This is a genomic window from Pseudomonas sp. SDI, assembly GCF_003105155.1.
GTDB lineage: Bacteria > Pseudomonadota > Gammaproteobacteria > Pseudomonadales > Pseudomonadaceae > Aquipseudomonas.
Window position 1 is genome coordinate 57,357 of the sequence record NZ_QETK01000019.1, and the last position, 16,958, is coordinate 74,314.

18 protein-coding genes are annotated in these 16,958 nt (G+C 59.9%); all 18 read right to left on the reverse strand.

The window, feature by feature from the left end; translation table 11 throughout:
• Positions 1-42: 42 nt before the first annotated feature.
• The 18 genes from hcnC to DCO48_RS14315 all read right to left on the reverse strand — a co-directional run bounded on the left by hcnC (position 43) and on the right by DCO48_RS14315 (position 16,942).
• Positions 43-1,287, reverse strand: coding sequence for a cyanide-forming glycine dehydrogenase subunit HcnC (gene hcnC, locus DCO48_RS14230; protein ID WP_116551248.1), 1,245 nt, complete (start codon positions 1,285-1,287; stop codon positions 43-45).
• Between the two features lie 3 nt (positions 1,288-1,290).
• Positions 1,291-2,688, reverse strand: coding sequence for a cyanide-forming glycine dehydrogenase subunit HcnB (gene hcnB / locus DCO48_RS14235; protein WP_116551249.1), 1,398 nt, complete (start codon positions 2,686-2,688; stop codon positions 1,291-1,293).
• The gene (hcnA, locus tag DCO48_RS14240; protein ID WP_116551250.1) at positions 2,685-2,999 is read right to left on the reverse strand and encodes a cyanide-forming glycine dehydrogenase subunit HcnA; all 315 of its coding nucleotides are present in this window, start codon (positions 2,997-2,999) and stop codon (positions 2,685-2,687) included. The genes hcnB and hcnA overlap by 4 nt, the downstream gene beginning before the upstream one ends.
• Positions 3,000-3,187: 188 nt before the next feature.
• Positions 3,188-3,631 carry a TetR family transcriptional regulator C-terminal domain-containing protein gene (locus DCO48_RS14245; protein WP_116551251.1) on the reverse strand — a complete coding sequence of 148 codons (444 nt, stop codon included), beginning with the start codon at positions 3,629-3,631 and terminating at the stop codon, positions 3,188-3,190.
• Between the two features lie 58 nt (positions 3,632-3,689).
• Positions 3,690-5,525, reverse strand: a complete 1,836-nt coding sequence (gene glmS / locus DCO48_RS14250) for a glutamine--fructose-6-phosphate transaminase (isomerizing) (protein ID WP_116551252.1) — start codon at positions 5,523-5,525, stop codon at positions 3,690-3,692.
• Positions 5,526-5,536: 11 nt separating this feature from the next.
• The gene (locus DCO48_RS14255) at positions 5,537-6,304 is read right to left on the reverse strand and encodes a DeoR/GlpR family DNA-binding transcription regulator (RefSeq protein ID WP_116551253.1); all 768 of its coding nucleotides are present in this window, start codon (positions 6,302-6,304) and stop codon (positions 5,537-5,539) included.
• Positions 6,305-6,512: 208 nt separating this feature from the next.
• Positions 6,513-7,880 (reverse strand): bifunctional UDP-N-acetylglucosamine diphosphorylase/glucosamine-1-phosphate N-acetyltransferase GlmU, encoded by a 1,368-nt coding sequence (gene glmU, locus DCO48_RS14260; protein WP_116551254.1) that lies wholly within the window; start codon positions 7,878-7,880, stop codon positions 6,513-6,515.
• 122 nt (positions 7,881-8,002) lie between these two features.
• A complete protein-coding gene (locus DCO48_RS14265) occupies positions 8,003-8,422 on the reverse strand; it encodes a F0F1 ATP synthase subunit epsilon (protein ID WP_116551255.1) in 420 nt (139 codons plus the stop codon).
• A 44-nt stretch (positions 8,423-8,466) separates the two neighbouring features.
• Entirely contained in the window at positions 8,467-9,843 is a 1,377-nt protein-coding gene (gene atpD, locus DCO48_RS14270; protein WP_116551256.1) for a F0F1 ATP synthase subunit beta, read from the reverse strand.
• A 27-nt stretch (positions 9,844-9,870) separates the two neighbouring features.
• On the reverse strand, positions 9,871-10,731 hold the full coding sequence (atpG, locus tag DCO48_RS14275) for a F0F1 ATP synthase subunit gamma (RefSeq protein WP_116551257.1): 861 nt from the start codon (positions 10,729-10,731) through the stop codon (positions 9,871-9,873).
• A gap of 50 nt (positions 10,732-10,781) precedes the next feature.
• Positions 10,782-12,326: a F0F1 ATP synthase subunit alpha gene (gene atpA, locus DCO48_RS14280; protein WP_116551258.1), complete on the reverse strand. Its 1,545-nt coding sequence runs from the start codon at positions 12,324-12,326 to the stop codon at positions 10,782-10,784.
• 21 nt (positions 12,327-12,347) lie between these two features.
• Positions 12,348-12,884, reverse strand: a complete 537-nt coding sequence (locus tag DCO48_RS14285; protein WP_116551259.1) for a F0F1 ATP synthase subunit delta — start codon at positions 12,882-12,884, stop codon at positions 12,348-12,350.
• A 12-nt stretch (positions 12,885-12,896) separates the two neighbouring features.
• Positions 12,897-13,367: a F0F1 ATP synthase subunit B gene (locus tag DCO48_RS14290; RefSeq protein WP_116551260.1), complete on the reverse strand. Its 471-nt coding sequence runs from the start codon at positions 13,365-13,367 to the stop codon at positions 12,897-12,899.
• A 57-nt stretch (positions 13,368-13,424) separates the two neighbouring features.
• Positions 13,425-13,682 carry a F0F1 ATP synthase subunit C gene (gene atpE, locus DCO48_RS14295; RefSeq protein WP_003097235.1) on the reverse strand — a complete coding sequence of 86 codons (258 nt, stop codon included), beginning with the start codon at positions 13,680-13,682 and terminating at the stop codon, positions 13,425-13,427.
• A 143-nt stretch (positions 13,683-13,825) separates the two neighbouring features.
• Positions 13,826-14,695 carry a F0F1 ATP synthase subunit A gene (atpB, locus tag DCO48_RS14300; RefSeq protein WP_116551261.1) on the reverse strand — a complete coding sequence of 290 codons (870 nt, stop codon included), beginning with the start codon at positions 14,693-14,695 and terminating at the stop codon, positions 13,826-13,828.
• Between the two features lie 16 nt (positions 14,696-14,711).
• The gene (locus DCO48_RS14305; protein ID WP_116551262.1) at positions 14,712-15,119 is read right to left on the reverse strand and encodes a F0F1 ATP synthase subunit I; all 408 of its coding nucleotides are present in this window, start codon (positions 15,117-15,119) and stop codon (positions 14,712-14,714) included.
• 149 nt (positions 15,120-15,268) lie between these two features.
• On the reverse strand, positions 15,269-16,141 hold the full coding sequence (locus DCO48_RS14310; RefSeq protein ID WP_116551263.1) for a ParB/RepB/Spo0J family partition protein: 873 nt from the start codon (positions 16,139-16,141) through the stop codon (positions 15,269-15,271).
• A gap of 9 nt (positions 16,142-16,150) precedes the next feature.
• A complete protein-coding gene (locus DCO48_RS14315; RefSeq protein ID WP_116551264.1) occupies positions 16,151-16,942 on the reverse strand; it encodes a ParA family protein in 792 nt (263 codons plus the stop codon).
• Positions 16,943-16,958 lie beyond the last annotated feature (16 nt).

Below are 16,958 nucleotides of genomic sequence, written 5' to 3' on the forward strand. Positions count from 1 at the left end.
CATCGCCGGCAAGGCCGGCCCCTACAGGTGCCGTTGTAGTGATCAGGCGAGCGCTGTCTGCTTATGCTCGACAAACCGCTCCGCAAGGAACGGTGTGATATCCAGCGGCAGCGCCTCGCGGTGCAACACCTTGTCGATCAGAACTCCGGTAATCGCCGAGGTCAGAATGCCGGTACGGAAATGTCCACAGGCGTTCAGGTAACCCTCCACGCCAAACACCGGCCCGAGAATCGGCAATTCATCCGGCGAACCCGGCCGCAACCCGGCCCAGGTGCGCTTGAGGTTGACCTGCGCCAGCGCCGGAATGCAGCGCACCGCGCCCTGCACCAGCCCGTTGATTTCCGGGTAGGTGGTGGTGACGTCGAAGCCCTTGTCTTCGGTGGTGCTGCCGATCAGGATCTCGCCGTTGTCCTTCTGCGCCATGTAGCAGTCGCTGGTGGTCAGGCAGCCATTGAGCAGCTTGGGCATGCGTTCGGTCAGCAAGATCTGGCCCTTCACCGGCTTCACCGGAATGCGCAACCCGCTGGCCTGCTCGCTCAGATCGGCAGCCCAGGCGCCAGCGGCATTGATCAGCGTCTGGCAGTGGAACACGCCCTCCTCGGCCGTCTTCACCCCGGTTACCCGCGAGCCCTGATGCAGCACCCCCGTCACGTTGGTGTTGAAGTACAGGTCGACGCCATTCTGTCGTGCCCCCTCGGTATAGGCATCGGCCAGGCGGAACGGGCTGACCTGGTGATCGCAGAGGAACTCCAGCGCACCGTGCGCCTGCTCGCTCACCGCAGGCTCGGTGCGGCGCAGGGTATCGCGGTCGAGCCAGCGCACCTGGTCGGCCAGGTGCGGGATCTGCGCGACGATATGCTCGGCGTAGAGCCGGTCTTCGTCGTCATAAATCACGTACTTGAGGCCGGTACGCTCGAACTTGAAGTCCATGCCGTGGCGCTCGATCAGTTCCTGATGCAGCTGTGGATACAACGCGTTGGACTGCAAGGCGAAGTCGAAGAAGGACTGCGGCAGGATATGCGGGGTGCTCGAGTCCACCACCACCGCCGAGCCTTGCGCCTCGCGTTTCTGCTTGGCCGACATCATGCGGAAGAAGATCACCCCGCAACCCAGCCCCACCGACTCACCGATAGCCCACAAGCCGCCAGCCGAAGCACGGGTGGCGTTGCCTGGGCGCTTGGCGTCGATCAGGGCGATCTTCAGGTTCTTGCGCTTGGACAACTGATACGCGCAGGAGGCGCCAATCACGCCGCCGCCAGCAATCACAACATCGTAGGTTTTGCTCATGGTTCAGGCTTCCGTGCCAAGGTGCTGGAATGCAGAGAAAGGTATCGGGTCGATCGGGAAGCGCGGCCGCAGCCAGCCGACGTCGGCGCGACCGGTGGCCTGGCGCAGGCGGTCGTTGCAATAGCCGACGCACATCCGCCCCTGGCAATCGCCCATGCTCACGCGGGTACGCATCTTCAGCCCGGCCATGTCTTGCACACCCTGCTCCAGGGCCAGGTCGATGTCGGCGCGGCTGACGTTTTCGCAGCGGCAGATCAGCGTGTCTTCGTTCGGCAGGTTGATCTGCTGTTTACCGCGCAAGGTATAGCGGTCGACCCCAGCGCGGAAGCGTTTGATCGCCCCCAGCTTGCCCAGGTAGCGCTCGCGCAGATCGAGGGCCTCGCTGTCGCCGATCACCCCAGCCTGCATCAGCATCGACACGGCGGCGATGCGCCCGGTGAGCATCGCCGCTTCACCGCCGCGGATACCGCAAAGGTCGCCGGCCAGGTGGACATGCGCTTCGCTGCTGCGCTGCCAGCCGTCGCTTTCGGCGCGCAGGTAACCGTCTTCGCTGAAACTGTGGTTCAGGCCCATCTGCTGGCTGAGCTGGGTCCGCGGGATAAAGCCGTAGCCCACCGCCAGGGTTTGCGCCTTGACCCGCTGCACGCGGCTCATGTCCGGCTGCCAGTCGTCGCCGTAAGGTGCCAGGCGCACTTCGCCGAGTTCGTCCTGGCCCGTCGCACCGACCACACCCCAGCCGTAATGCATCGGGATGCCATTGAGCTTCAGGTAGCCGAGCATGCTCAAGCCGTCGAGGAACAGCTGCGGTTTGTTCAACAAGGCCAGGCTTTCACGAGCAATCTTGCCCAATGCACAGGCTTCATACACACCCTCGACCTTCACCCCCGCCGCGTGCAACTGGCAGGCCACCAGCGGCAGCAACGGCCCGGTGCCAGCAATCACCGTGGTACCCAGCGGCTTGACCACACCACTCTTGATCTGCAGTTGCAGGCCACCGAGCAGGATCACCCCAGGCAAGGTCCAGCCAGGAAACGGCACATTGCGCTCATGGCAGCCGGCCGACAGCAGCAAGTGGCTGAATTCGACTTCACCGAGCTGCTCGTCGGCGTCCAGCACCATCAAGCGCTGGCCGCCTTCGCCACCGACGACCCGGGTATTCAGGCGTACATCGATATGGCTGCGGCTGGCGTCGAAGTCCTTGTGCAGTTGCTTCAGCGCATTGCTGTAGCGTGCGCCGAGATAGCCGAGGTCGACGCCACTGCGCAGCGGGCCACGGTAAACCACGCCGCCCAGGCGCGAGGCTTCGTCGATCAGCACACTGTCGACGCCATGCCGGGCCAATTCGATGGCCGCCGCCATTCCCGCCGAGCCACCACCGACAATCACCGGGCGCATGCTCATAAGGCCTCCTGTGCGACCACGCGATTGACCAGGGTGTCGACCTGCATGCCGGGCTGCACCACGGTCTGACAGGCGCGGCGCTTGGGCCGACCATTGATTGCGACCAGACAGCATTGGCACACGCCCATACCACAAAAAGCACCGCTGACCTGGCCGTGGTCGTTGCGGCCGATCTGCCGCTGGCCGACCGCGTGCAAAACACTCAACACGGTTTCACCGGCAGCCGCAGCCACCGCTTTGCCGTCGAGCAGGATGGTCATGTCCGCGCCCTGCAAGGGCTGGATATCGAGGGATCGATCAAGGTTGTGCATCGTGTTTCGTCCATGAAGTGAGACTGGGCCCAAAACACTATTCGAAGTCGCCGGAAACAAATTGATCCAAGCCAAGCATCTACTGTAAGAGATCTCCTAAACTGACGAAGGACCGCTATTTAGGGCCGTTGCGCCTCATCTTCTGGCGATAACACCCGGCGTGTAACGGTGAGATAACCCCTCCAGGCTTAGCCGCCGTCGGGGATGATCCCGCGCAGCAACAAGCGCGTCGCCGTGGTTGCGGCGGCGTCGTAGTCGATTTCCTGCAGCCCGCTCTTCGCATTGATCCCCGGCAGTGGCCAGCCCTGGCTGATACACGACTGCGCGATCGCCGCCAGGGTCAGCAGCAGATGGTGCGGGTCGACCGGCGCCAGCAAACCGTTCTCCATCCATTTGCGCAAACAGGCGACACTTTGCTGCGCCTGCTGCGTCCAGCGCTCGAAATACACCGTGGGCAGGCGCGGTGTGTCGTTGGTCAGTTCGACCATCAGCACCTTTGACGCCGACGGCCGTTGCTGGAACAGACGGATCATCGCCCGAACCTTGCGCTCCATCGCATCCAGCGGCTCCTTGATCGGCAGGATGCCCTCGTAATATACGAAAATATATAGCGAAAGAATGCCTGCCAACAAAACAAAAACCCCCTGCCGTGGCAGGGGGTTGTGGATAACGCATCAGTACGACAGCGGCTTACTCCACCGTCACCGACTTGGCCAGGTTGCGCGGCTGGTCGACATCGGTGCCCTTGAGCACGGCAACGTAGTACGACAACAGTTGCAGCGGGATGGTGTAGAGGATCGGCGCCAGCGCATCGATGATGTGCGGCACGTTGATCACGTGCGTACCTTCACCGTTGCTCATGCCAGCTTGCTCGTCGGCGAAGACGATCAGCTCGCCGCCACGGGCCCGCACTTCCTGCAGGTTGGATTTCAGCTTTTCCAGCAACTCGTTGTTCGGCGCCACGGTGACGACCGGCATGTCGTTGTCGACCAGTGCCAGCGGGCCGTGCTTGAGCTCGCCAGCCGGGTAAGCTTCAGCGTGGATATAGGAGATTTCCTTGAGCTTCAAGGCACCTTCCATTGCTACCGGGAACTGCGCACCGCGGCCAAGGAACAGGGTGTGGTGCTTGTCGGCGAACAGCTCGGAAATCTTCTCGACGGTGGCGTCCATGGCCAATGCTTCGCCCAGGCGTACCGGCAGGCGGCGTAGTTCTTCGACCAGCTCGGCTTCGACGCCCGCCGCCAAGGTGCCACGCACCTGGCCCAGGGCCAAGGTCAGCAGCATCAGCGAAACCAGCTGGGTAGTGAAGGCCTTGGTCGATGCCACGCCGATTTCCGGGCCAGCCAGGGTCAGCAGGGTCAGGTCCGACTCACGCACCAGCGAGCTGATGCCGACGTTGCAGATCGCCAGGCTCGCCAGGAAGCCCAGGGCCTTGGCATTGCGCAGGGCGGCCAGGGTGTCGGCGGTTTCGCCGGACTGCGAAATGGAGACGAACAGAGTGTCTGGCTGCACGACTACTTTGCGGTAGCGGAACTCGCTGGCCACTTCGACCTGGCACGGAATACCGGCCAGTTCTTCGAGCCAGTAACGCGCGACCATCCCGGCATGGTAGCTGGTGCCGCAGGCGACGATCTGCACGTTGCGCACCTTGGTAAACAGCTCGGCAGCTTGCGGGCCAAAAGCCTGCACCAGAACATGGTCGCTGCCCAGACGGCCTTCCAGAGTGCGCTGCACCACACGTGGCTGCTCATGGATTTCCTTGAGCATGAAGTGGCGGTACTCGCCCTTGTCGGCCGCTTCGGCGCCTTCGTGGTACTGCACGGTTTCACGCTCGACGGCGTTGCCATCGACGTCCCAGATCCGCACCTGATCGCGACGGATGTCGGCGATATCGCCTTCTTCCAGGTACATGAAGCGGTCGGTAACCTGACGCAGGGCCAGTTGGTCGGAGGCCAGGAAGTTCTCGCCCAGGCCCAGGCCAATCACCAGTGGGCTGCCGCTGCGGGCGGCAACCAGACGGTCAGGCTGCTTCGCGCTGATCACCGCCAGGCCATAGGCGCCGTGCAGTTGCTTGACCACAGCTTTCAAGGCGTCGGCCAGATCAGGCACGCTTTTCAGGGTGTGGTGCATCAGGTGCACGATCACTTCGGTGTCGGTTTGCGAGCTGAACACGTAGCCCAGGCCTTTGAGCTGTTCGCGCAGGGCTTCGTGGTTCTCGATGATGCCGTTGTGCACCACCGCCACTTCGCTGGCGGAGAAATGCGGGTGGGCGTTGTGCTCGGTCGGTGCGCCATGGGTAGCCCAGCGGGTGTGGGCGATACCCAACTGGCCGTTCAGCGGCTCGGCGGCCGCGGCAGCCTCCAGCTCACTGACCTTGCCGATGCGACGGCGGCGTTCCAGGCTGCCCTGCTGGGTGTAGACGGCCAGGCCGGCGCTGTCATAACCACGGTATTCCAGGCGCTTGAGGCCTTCGATCAGAATGGCTGTAATGTTGCGCTCGGCAACGGCACCAACGATCCCACACATACTTAATGCTCCTAGCTGATTGCGGCGCAGATAACGTTGATGCCGCGGTCTTCAATCTGTGAGCGCGCCTCATTTGGCAAGCGCTCGTCGGTAATCAGGGTATTGATGCTGCTCCAGGGCAGCTCAAGGTTCGGGATCTTGCGCCCGACCTTGTCGGATTCGACCATCACGATCACTTCACGGGCCACTTCGGCCATCACCCGGCTCAGGCCAAGCAGTTCGTTGAACGTGGTGGTACCGCGCTGCAAGTCGATGCCATCGGCCCCGATGAACAACTGGTCGAAATCGTATGAGCGCAGAACCTGTTCGGCGACCTGGCCCTGGAACGATTCCGAATGCGGGTCCCAGGTACCGCCCGTCATCAGCAACACCGGTTCGTGCTCCAGTTCGCTCAAGGCTCGGGCCACATTCAACGAATTGGTCATCACCACCAGACCTGGTTGCTGGCCCAGTTCCGGGATCATCGAGGCGGTGGTACTGCCGCTGTCGATGATGATCCGCGCATGTTCGCGGATACGCGCTACCGCCGCCCGGGCAATCGCCTGCTTATACAGGGACACTTGCTGGCCTTGGCCAGCAATCAGTTCCTGCGGCATGGTCACCGCACCACCGTAGCGGCGCAGTAACAGCCCATGCGACTCCAGCGCGGCCAGGTCCTTGCGAATGGTCACTTCGGATGTTTCGAAACGCTTGGCCAACGCATCCACGCTCACCTCGCCCTGCGCGTTGAGCAGCGCCAGGATGTTGTGGCGGCGTTGGGGTGTGTTGCGTTTCGACATGGGGCCTAAGTTTCGATTCGAAAGATAATGGTGGCAATCAAAACCTAAAGCTTTCGAGTCGTCAAGCAGGCGAACAGGATTTTCCGACAGTGTGTATAACGGCGGCGTACCGAGTTTTACCCACAGACACGTGCCTGTGGGCAACATAACGCAGAAAGGCCGACTTATACACAATCCAGTCGGCCTTTCCGCTCAGCTGTGAATAAGATCAGCTTTTCTTGATTTTCTCGGGACGCTTCCAGCCATCGATGTTGCGTTGCCGGGCACGGCCTACGGCCAACTGCGCAGCCTCGACATTCTGGGTGATGGTAGAACCGGCCGCCGTGGTCGCCCCAGCCTGGATATCCACAGGCGCAACCAGCGAGTTGTTCGAACCGATGAACACGTCTTCGCCCAGCACCGTCTTGAACTTGTTCGCCCCATCGTAGTTGCAGGTGATGGTACCGGCACCGATGTTGGTACGAGCGCCGACTTCAGCGTCGCCCAGGTAGGTCAGGTGGCCAGCTTTGGCGCCTTCGCCGAGGTGGGCATTCTTCAGCTCTACAAAGTTACCCACATGGGCGCGGGCTTCCAGCACGCTGCCCGGGCGCAGCCGCGCGAACGGGCCGGCATCGCTGCCCTCGCCCATCACTGCACCTTCCAGGTGGCTGTTGGCTTTGACCACCACGCCTTTGCGCAGCACGCTGTTCTTGATCACACAGTTCGGACCGATGACCACGCCGTCTTCGATTTCGACGCGGCCTTCGAGGATCACGTTGACATCGATCAGCACATCGCGACCGACGCTGACCTGGCCGCGCACGTCGAAACGCGCCGGATCACGCAGGGTGACACCCAGGGCCATCAAACGGCGAGCTTCGCGCAACTGGTAGTGACGCTCCAGTTCGGCCAGTTGGCGACGGTCGTTGGCGCCCTGCACTTCCATCGGGTCGTGCGGTTGCTCGGTGGCCACCACCAGGCCATCGGCCACGGCCATGGCGATCACGTCGGTCAGGTAATACTCACCCTGGGCATTGTTGTTCGACAGACGCCCCAGCCAATCGGCCAGACGTGCAGCCGGCACCGCGAGAATACCGGTATTGCCTTCCTGGATAGCCTTCTGCGCTTCGTTGGCATCCTTGTGCTCGACGATAGCAGTGACCTGGCCCTGGGCATCGCGAACGATGCGACCGTAGCCGGTCGGATCATCCAGCGTGACGGTCAGCAGGCCCAATTGGGTCGGTGTGACCAGCGCCAGCAGGCGCTTGAGGGTGTCGACTTCGATCAGCGGCACATCCCCGTAGAGGATCAGCACGGTGTCGGCAGTCAGCGCCGGCAGGGCCTGGGCGACGGCGTGGCCGGTACCCAGTTGTTTGTCCTGCAGGACAAAATTCAGATCATCGGCGGCCAAGCGCTCGCGAACCAATTCAGCACCATGCCCGATAACCACATGGACACCGTGTGGCTGAAGCTGCCGAGCGCTGTGGATAACATGCCCAAGCATGGAATCGCCGGCGATCGGGTGCAGAACCTTGGGCAGTGCCGAACGCATGCGAGTGCCTTGGCCTGCGGCGAGAATAACGATATCAAGCGACATTACTGGCTACCAATCCTGGGCGGTCAGCGAGATGACCGGAGATAAAAAGCGGAAAAAGAAAAAGGGTAGCCGAGGCTACCCTTTTACTCAATCGCAACGAAAGCAATCGGCAAAATGCCGGCTTACTTGCCTTTGCGCATTTGCTGGACGGTACGCAGCTGAGCTGCGGCCTCGGCCAGACGTGCAGCAGCGGCTCCGTAATCGAAATCCGCGCCTTTCTCGTTCAGGGCTTTCTCGGCGGCCTTGACGGCATCCTGAGCCTGAGCTTCATCCAGGTCGGCAGCACGTTGCACGGTATCGGCAAGCACCTTGACCATGTTCGGCTGAACCTCGAGGAAACCACCAGAGATGTAGAACACCTCTTGGGCGCCACCCTGCTTGGTCAGCGTGATCGGGCCTGGCTTCAAATTGGTGATCAGCGGGGCGTGGCCTGGAGCGACACCAAGGTCACCCAGGTTGCCGTGCGCAACCAACATTTCGACCAGACCGGAGAAAATCTCTCCTTCCGCGCTGACGATGTCGCAATGGACTGTCATAGCCATCTGCTTGCCTCAACCTGATTAGCGCCCCTTGCGGGGCGCCGGGATTACAGTTTCTTGGCTTTCTCGACCGCTTCTTCGATGGCGCCGACCATGTAGAACGCTTGTTCTGGCAGATGGTCGTAGTCACCGTTGAGGATGCCTTTGAAGCCAGCAATGGTGTCTTTCAGGGAAACGTATTTACCTGGGGAACCAGTGAAGACTTCAGCCACGAAGAACGGCTGGGACAGGAAACGCTGGATCTTACGAGCGCGGGATACCAGTTGCTTATCGGTTTCGGACAGCTCGTCCATACCCAGAATCGCAATGATGTCCTTCAGCTCTTTGTAGCGCTGCAGTACGTACTGAACGCCACGCGCGGTGTCGTAGTGCTCGTTGCCGATGACGTTCGGGTCCAGCTGGCGCGAAGTCGAGTCCAGTGGATCGACCGCTGGGTAGATACCCAGGGAGGCGATGTCACGGGACAGTACGACGGTGGCGTCCAAGTGGGCGAAGGTGGTCGCTGGCGACGGGTCGGTCAGGTCGTCCGCAGGTACGTATACGGCCTGGATCGAGGTGATCGAACCTTCCTTGGTCGAAGTGATACGTTCTTGCAGAACGCCCATCTCTTCAGCCAGGGTCGGCTGGTAACCTACTGCCGACGGCATACGGCCCAGCAGTGCGGATACTTCGGTACCGGCCAGGGTGTAACGATAGATGTTGTCGACGAACAGCAGAACGTCGTTACCTTCGTCACGGAACTTCTCAGCCATGGTCAGGCCGGTCAGCGCTACGCGCAGACGGTTTCCTGGTGGCTCGTTCATCTGACCGTAAACAAGGGCAACCTTGTCCAGTACGTTGGAATCCTTCATCTCGTGGTAGAAATCGTTACCCTCACGAGTACGCTCACCCACACCGGCGAACACGGAATAACCGCTGTGCTCGATCGCGATGTTACGGATCAGTTCCATCATGTTTACGGTCTTGCCTACACCGGCACCACCGAACAGACCAACTTTACCGCCTTTGGCGAACGGGCAAACCAGGTCGATAACCTTGATGCCGGTTTCCAGCAGGTCGTTACCGCCTGCCTGGTCAGCGAAGGACGGAGCAGGACGGTGGATACCCCAACGCTCTTCTTCGCCGATCGGACCTGCTTCGTCAATCGGGTTGCCCAGCACGTCCATGATCCGGCCCAGTGTCGCTTTACCGACCGGTACGGAGATGGCTGCGCCGCTGTCTACCACGTCCAGGCCACGTTTCAGGCCTTCGGTGGAACCCATCGCAATGGTACGAACCACGCCGTCGCCCAGCTGCTGCTGAACTTCCAGGGTGGTTTCCGCGCCTTGTACTTTCAGCGCGTTATAGACACTCGGAACGCTGTCACGTGGGAATTCCACGTCGATGACGGCGCCGATGATTTGAACGATACGTCCGCTACTCATAGCTGGATCCTCTGAATATTTGAACCGTTAAACCGCGGCAGCGCCGCCGACGATTTCCGAGATCTCTTGGGTGATCGCAGCCTGACGCGCCTTGTTGTAGATCAGCTGCAATTCGCTGATCAGGTCGCCGGCGTTGTCGGTGGCGTTTTTCATTGCGATCATCCGCGCCGCTTGTTCAGCAGCGTTGTTCTCGACCACCGCCTGGTAGACCTGCGACTCCACGTAACGCACCATCAGGCCGTCCAGCAGCTCTTTGGCGTCAGGTTCGTAGAGGTAGTCCCAGTGGTGCTTGAGTTCTTGATCCGGGGTTGCGACCAACGGAATCAACTGCTCGACCGTTGGCTGTTGCGTCATGGTATTGATGAACTTGTTCGATACCACGGACAGACGATCGATACGACCATCCAGGTAGGCGTCCAGCATGACCTTGACGCTGCCGATCAGATCATTGATCGATGGCTCTTCGCCCAGGTGGCTGATCGCTGCAACGACGTTACCGCCGAAGCTGCGGAAAAACGCCGCACCCTTGCTGCCCACCACGCAAAGATCAATTTCGATACCTTGCTCGCGGTTGGCCGACATGTCCTTGACCAGGGCCTTGAACAGGTTGGTGTTCAAGCCGCCGCACAGACCACGGTCACTGCTCACCACGACATAGCCGACGCGCTTTACAGGGCGATCGATCATGAACGGGTGGCGGTATTCCGGGTTGGCGTTGGCCAGATGACCGATCACCTGGCGGATACGCTCCGCATAAGGACGGCTAGCAGCCATGCGCATTTGAGCCTTGCGCATCTTGCTGACCGCCACTTTTTCCATGGCGCTGGTAATTTTTTGCGTGCTTTTGATGCTCGCAATCTTACTGCGAATCTCTTTTGCGCCTGCCATGTAACACCTATCAGGTTAGCAAGCGGGGGCTGCAAAGCCCCCGCTGCGGCTTACCAGGTTTGGGTGGCCTTGAACTTCTCGATACCGGCTTTGATGCCAGCGTCGATTTCGTCGTTGAAGTCACCCTTCACGTTGATCTTCGCCATCAGTTCGGCGTGATCACGGTTGAAGTAGGAGATCAGCGCTTGTTCGAAGCTACCGATCTTGGCGATTTCAACGTCGGTCAGGAACCCACGCTCAGCGGCATACAGCGACAGCGCCATGTCCGCGATGGACATTGGAGCGTATTGCTTCTGCTTCATCAGCTCGGTAACACGTTGACCGTGTTCCAGCTGCTTGCGGGTGGCTTCGTCCAGGTCAGATGCGAACTGGGCGAATGCTGCCAGTTCACGGTACTGAGCCAGAGCGGTACGGATACCACCGGAAAGCTTCTTGATGATCTTGGTCTGAGCGGCACCACCCACACGGGATACCGAAACACCGGCGTTCACTGCAGGGCGGATGCCCGAGTTGAACATGGCCGATTCCAGGAAGATCTGACCGTCGGTGATCGAGATCACGTTGGTCGGAACGAACGCGGAAACGTCGCCAGCCTGGGTTTCGATGATCGGCAGTGCGGTCAGGGAACCGGTTTTGCCAGTTACAGCACCGTTGGTGAACTTCTCGACGTACTCTTCGGAAACGCGCGATGCACGCTCCAGCAGACGGGAGTGGAGATAGAACACGTCACCTGGGTACGCTTCACGTCCTGGTGGACGGCGCAGCAGCAGGGAGATCTGACGGTAGGCAACGGCCTGCTTGGACAGGTCATCGTAAACGATCAGTGCGTCTTCACCGCGGTCACGGAAGAACTCGCCCATGGTGCAACCGGCGTATGGCGCCAGGAATTGCAGTGCGGCGGATTCCGAAGCACTGGCAACAACCACGATGGTGTTGGCCAGGGCGCCGTTTTCTTCCAGCTTGCGAACGATGTTGGCAACGGTGGAACGCTTTTGGCCGACAGCGACATAAACGCAGAAAATACCGGAGTCTTTCTGGTTGATGATGGCGTCGATCGCCATGGCGGTCTTACCGATCTGACGGTCACCGATGATCAGCTCACGCTGGCCACGGCCGACAGGGATCATGGCGTCAACCGATTTGTAGCCAGTCTGTACAGGCTGGTCTACCGATTTACGCCAGATAACGCCCGGAGCAACTTTCTCGACCGCGTCGGTCTCGGTGTTGCCCAGTGGGCCTTTGCCGTCGATTGGGTTACCCAGTGCGTCGACAACGCGACCCAGCAGTTCCTTACCAACTGGAACTTCCAGGATGCGGCCGGTGCACTTGGCACTCATGCCTTCAGCGAGGGTGTCGTAAGCGCCCAGTACTACCGCACCAACGGAGTCTTGCTCCAGGTTGAGGGCCATACCGAAGACGCCGCCTGGAAACTCGATCATTTCGCCGTACATAGCGTCGGCCAGACCGTGAATCCGCACGATGCCGTCAGAAACGCTGACGACAGTACCTTCGTTGCGGGCTTGGGAGGTCACATCGAGCTTCTCGATGCGACCCTTGATGATTTCACTAATTTCGGAAGGATTGAGTTGCTGCATTGCTCTGCTGCCCCTTCAAACTCAAGATTTCAATGCTTCGGCCAGTTTCGCGATTTTGCCGCGAACAGAGCCATCGATAACCAGGTCGCCGGCGCGGATAACGACACCACCAATCAGGCTGGCATCCTCCGTCGCATGCAGGCGCACTTCCCGGCTGAGCCGTGCACTGAGAACCTTGGCGAGTTTGTCTTGCTGTTCTTGGTTCAACGCAAAAGCACTGGTGACTTCCACGTCCACGGATTTCTCTTGCTCGGCCTTGTACAGGTCGAACAGCGCCGAAATCTCCGGCAACAGCTGGAGACGTTCGTTTTCCGCGGCAACATGAATGAAATTCTGTGCCTGTGCATCGAACTTGTCACCGCACACGTCGATAAACGCGGCGGCCTTTTGTGCGCTCGTCAGTCGCGGGGCCTTGAGCAGGCGCTGCATGGTGTCGTCTTGCGACACCGCAGCAGCCAGGCCGAGCATGGCTGACCAATTGGCCAGTTGCTGATGGGCCTGGGCGTGCTCAAAGGCAGCCTTAGCGTAAGGTCGGGCCAACGTGGTCAGTTCTGCCATGATCGCCCTCGCTTAAATTTCAGCGGCCAGTTTGTTAACCAGCTCCGCATGCGCGTTTTGATCGATTGTGGCGCCAAGGATCTTTTCAGCACCTTCAACAGCCAGGCTACCCACTTGGGCGCGCAGCGCGTCTTTGGCACCGTTCAGTTCCTGTTCGATCTCGGCCAGAGCCTGAGCTTTCACACGGTCAGCTTCGACGCGGGCCTGATCACGGGCTTCCTCGACGATCTGAGCACCGCGTTTCTTCGCCTGCTCTACGATTTCAGCTGCCTGAGCCTTCGCTTCGCGCAGTTGCTGACCCACTTTATCTTGGGCCAGCTCCAGGTCGCGAGCTGCTCGGTTGGCAGCGTCCAGTCCATCCGCGATCTTCTTCTGACGTTCTTGCAAAGCCGCGATGACCGGAGGCCACACGAACTTCATGCAGAACAGCACAAAGATGAAGAACGCAACGGACTGGCCAATCAGGGTTGCATTAATGTTCACGCCAACACCTCGCTCGTTCTTTGTCCATCACACCAACACACTCGAAAAACCGAGTGATTAGCCAGCGATCTGACCAACGAAGGGATTAGCGAAGGTGAAGAACAGAGCGATACCAACACCGATCATGGTTACGGCGTCGAGCAGACCGGCAACGATGAACATTTTAACTTGCAGCATTGGAACCATCTCTGGCTGGCGAGCAGCGCCTTCCAGGAACTTGCCGCCCAGCAGGCCGAAACCAATGGCGGTACCCAGAGCACCCAGGCCGATCAGCAGAGCAACAGCGATAGCGGTAAGACCAACTACAGTTTCCATCTTTCCTCCCGACTTTTACGTCGTATTGGTTAGGTTTTTTAGTTTGAAGCGGTAAAACAAAATCGTTTTTTACAGCTGCCCTTGCGGACGTTTTCGACCCTCCCCCGTGCTGGCGAAAGGGTCATCAGACACGCCAGGCGGTCTTAATGGTTATCTTCGTGAGCCATCGACAGGTAGACGATGGTAAGCATCATGAAGATGAACGCTTGCAGGGTGATGATCAGGATGTGGAACACCGCCCACGCCCATTGCAGCACCACGCCCAGGCCGCTGAGCCACAGCAGGCCGGCACCGAACATCACGGCAATCAGGATGAACACCAGCTCACCGGCGTACATGTTGCCGAACAGACGCAGGGCCAGCGAGATCGGCTTGGCGATCAGGGTGACGAATTCGAGCAGGAAGTTGACCGGAATCAGCAGGATCTGAACAAAGATGTTCTTGCTGCCGAACGGGTGCAGGGTCAGTTCACCGAGGAAGCCGCCCAGGCCCTTGACCTTGATGCTGTAGAAGATGATCAGGGCGAACACGCAGAAGGCCATGGCCATGGTCGCGTTCGGGTCGGTGGTCGACACCGCGCGGAACGGAATGTGCGGATCGCCGGAGATCAGGATGGCCAGCTGAGGAATCCAGTCGACCGGTACCAGGTCGATGGCGTTCATCAGGAACACCCAGACGAAGATGGTCAGCGCCAGCGGAGCGATCACCGGGCTGCGACCATGGAACGAGTCCTTGACGCTGCCGTTGACGAATTCGACCAGCACTTCAACGAAGTTCTGCAGACCGCCGGGCTGACCCGAGGTTGCCTTCTTCGCCGCCGCGCGGAACACGAGGATGAAAATCAGACCCAGTGCAACGGACCAACCCAGGGTGTCCACGTGGAACGCCCAGAAGCCCATTGCTTTGGCTTCTGCTGCGGAATGGGCAAAACCCCAACCGCCGTCTGGTAGTTGACCGAAGGTCAAGTTCTGCAAGTGGTGCTGGATATAGCCCGAAGCGGTTTCTGCTGCCATGTTTGCCTCAAACGCCCTAAGGTCTCGAAAGTCTTATATTCATCAGCAGGGGCGCGAACCAGCTGACCAACTGGGTCAGCAGGAAGACGCCGAATACTGCTAATGGCGCCAATGGCTTCACTCCTGCAAACGTCAGTGCGAACAGCACTGCCGTCAAAATCAATTTGCCTGCCTCGCCCGCGTAAAACGACTTGACGATGGCCTGCGCTGCCCGGGCGCCGGTAAAACGGAACGCCTTATAGGCAAAGTACACATTCGGCAGCCAGGCAATCAGTCCTCCGCAGAGTCCCGAATATCCGCTGACCGCTCCATGCCATTGCCACAACGCCAAGCTTGCCAACAACAGCACGACACATTGAGTCAGCAGTACCGGAAAAACCGCCCAGCGATGGAAAGGCAAGCGGTTTGGCGTGCGGGTTTCCATCACAACTGCTCCTCGAAAGTCGGCCAACCCGTCAGCTATGACTTGGCATAATTTGTGCCGACAAAATGCGCGCAGAGTATAGGGGCGGTTTGACCCCTATTCAACTGCCGGGTAGTGATTTCCGACTGCGCGCTACAAATGGAATTGTTTCAGCGGATGTGAGCTAGCACACCCTGTAACTCATCTAACGAGTTGTAACGAATTACCAACTGGCCTTTGCCCTTGTTACCGTGGCGGATCTGTACGGCCGAGCCCAGGCGCTCTGCCAGCCGCTGTTCAAGGCGAGTGATGTCCGGGTCCGGCTTGGCCGCTTCGACCGGCTCAGGCTTGCCGTTGAGCCACTGGCGCACCAGCGCCTCGGTCTGACGAACGGTCAGGCCGCGTGCGACAACGTGTCGCGCCCCATCCACCTGCTGCTCATCAGGCAAACCCAGCAGGGCGCGGGCATGGCCCATCTCCAGATCACCGTGCGAGAGCATGGTCTTGATCACGTCCGGCAGAGAGATCAACCGCAACAGGTTGGCCACGGTCACCCGCGACTTGCCGACTGCATCGGCGACCTGTTGCTGGGTCAGCTGGAACTCCTGCTGCAGACGCTGCAAGGCGATCGCTTCTTCGACCGGGTTGAGGTCTTCGCGCTGGATGTTCTCGATCAGGGCCATCGCAATGGCCGCTTCGTCGGGCACATCGCGGACCATCGCCGGGATGGTCTCCATGCCGGCCTGCTGGCTGGCACGCCAGCGGCGTTCACCGGCAATGATCTCGAAGCGGTTGTCGCCCACCGGGCGAACCACGATCGGCTGCATCACGCCCTGGCTCTTGATCGAGTGCGCCAGTTCTTCGAGCGCCTGCGGGTCCATGTCGCGGCGTGGCTGATATTTGCCACGCTCGATCAGATCCAGAGGCAGGTGTTGCAGTTCTTTCTGGTCGACCTTGACAGCCTGCTCTTCAAGCGCGCTGACAGTCGGACCACTCAGCAGTGCATCCAACCCACGTCCGAGACCTCGTTTCTTAACGGCCATGCGGATTCCTTAAGTTGCCTGTGCAGTGCGGGTTTGACGACGTTGACGACGGACCAGTTCACTGGCGAGCGCCAGATAGGCCAGGGCGCCGCGCGACTGCTTGTCGTAGGCCAGAGCCGGCATACCGAAACTCGGCGCCTCGGCCAGGCGAATGTTGCGCGGGATCACCGTGTCGTAGAGCTGATCGCCGAAGTGTTCCTTGAGCTGTGCCGAAACATCGTTGATCAGGCTCAGGCGTGGATCGTACATGGTCCGCAGCAGGCCTTCGATCTTGAGCTGGGGATTCAGTCGTTCGCCAATGCGCTTGATGTTATCCACAAGGTCGCTCAGGCCTTCCAGGGCAAAGTATTCACATTGCATTGGAATGATCACGCCATCGGCGGCAACCAGGGCGTTGAGCGTCAGCATCGACAGCGATGGCGGGCAGTCGATCAGGATGTAATCGTAGTTTTCCCGAATCGGCGCAAGGGCCGTGCGCAGACGACTTTCCTTCATCTGCATTTCCAGCAGCACCACCTCGGCGGCAGTCAGGTCGCGGTTGGCCGGCAGCAGCTGATAACCGCCGTGCTCGGAGAAATGCATGGCCTGGGCCAGGTCGCATTCGCCGATCAGCAGGTCATAGACCGAATGTTCCAGGACGTGTTTATCCACACCGCTACCCATGGTGGCGTTGCCCTGTGGATCGAGATCGATCAGCAGCACCCGGCGCTTGGTAGCGACCAACGATGCGGCGAGATTGATACAGGTGGTGGTTTTACCCACACCACCCTTCTGGTTCGCAATTGCGAATACCTTAGCCATTCTTGCTTGTGTTCCC

Coding starts and splice junctions, on each gene's coding strand:
- hcnC (WP_116551248.1), bottom strand. CDS start 1,287: ATGAGCAAAACCTACGATGTTGTGATTGCTGGCGGCGGCGTGATTGGC.
- hcnB (WP_116551249.1), bottom strand. CDS start 2,688: ATGAGCATGCGCCCGGTGATTGTCGGTGGTGGCTCGGCGGGAATGGCG.
- hcnA (WP_116551250.1), bottom strand. CDS start 2,999: ATGCACAACCTTGATCGATCCCTCGATATCCAGCCCTTGCAGGGCGCG.
- glmS (WP_116551252.1), bottom strand. CDS start 5,525: ATGTGTGGGATCGTTGGTGCCGTTGCCGAGCGCAACATTACAGCCATT.
- DCO48_RS14255 (WP_116551253.1), bottom strand. CDS start 6,304: ATGTCGAAACGCAACACACCCCAACGCCGCCACAACATCCTGGCGCTG.
- glmU (WP_116551254.1), bottom strand. CDS start 7,880: ATGTCGCTTGATATCGTTATTCTCGCCGCAGGCCAAGGCACTCGCATG.
- DCO48_RS14265 (WP_116551255.1), bottom strand. CDS start 8,422: ATGGCTATGACAGTCCATTGCGACATCGTCAGCGCGGAAGGAGAGATT.
- atpD (WP_116551256.1), bottom strand. CDS start 9,843: ATGAGTAGCGGACGTATCGTTCAAATCATCGGCGCCGTCATCGACGTG.
- atpG (WP_116551257.1), bottom strand. CDS start 10,731: ATGGCAGGCGCAAAAGAGATTCGCAGTAAGATTGCGAGCATCAAAAGC.
- atpA (WP_116551258.1), bottom strand. CDS start 12,326: ATGCAGCAACTCAATCCTTCCGAAATTAGTGAAATCATCAAGGGTCGC.
- DCO48_RS14285 (WP_116551259.1), bottom strand. CDS start 12,884: ATGGCAGAACTGACCACGTTGGCCCGACCTTACGCTAAGGCTGCCTTT.
- atpE (WP_003097235.1), bottom strand. CDS start 13,682: ATGGAAACTGTAGTTGGTCTTACCGCTATCGCTGTTGCTCTGCTGATC.
- atpB (WP_116551261.1), bottom strand. CDS start 14,695: ATGGCAGCAGAAACCGCTTCGGGCTATATCCAGCACCACTTGCAGAAC.
- DCO48_RS14305 (WP_116551262.1), bottom strand. CDS start 15,119: ATGGAAACCCGCACGCCAAACCGCTTGCCTTTCCATCGCTGGGCGGTT.
- DCO48_RS14310 (WP_116551263.1), bottom strand. CDS start 16,141: ATGGCCGTTAAGAAACGAGGTCTCGGACGTGGGTTGGATGCACTGCTG.
- DCO48_RS14315 (WP_116551264.1), bottom strand. CDS start 16,942: ATGGCTAAGGTATTCGCAATTGCGAACCAGAAGGGTGGTGTGGGTAAA.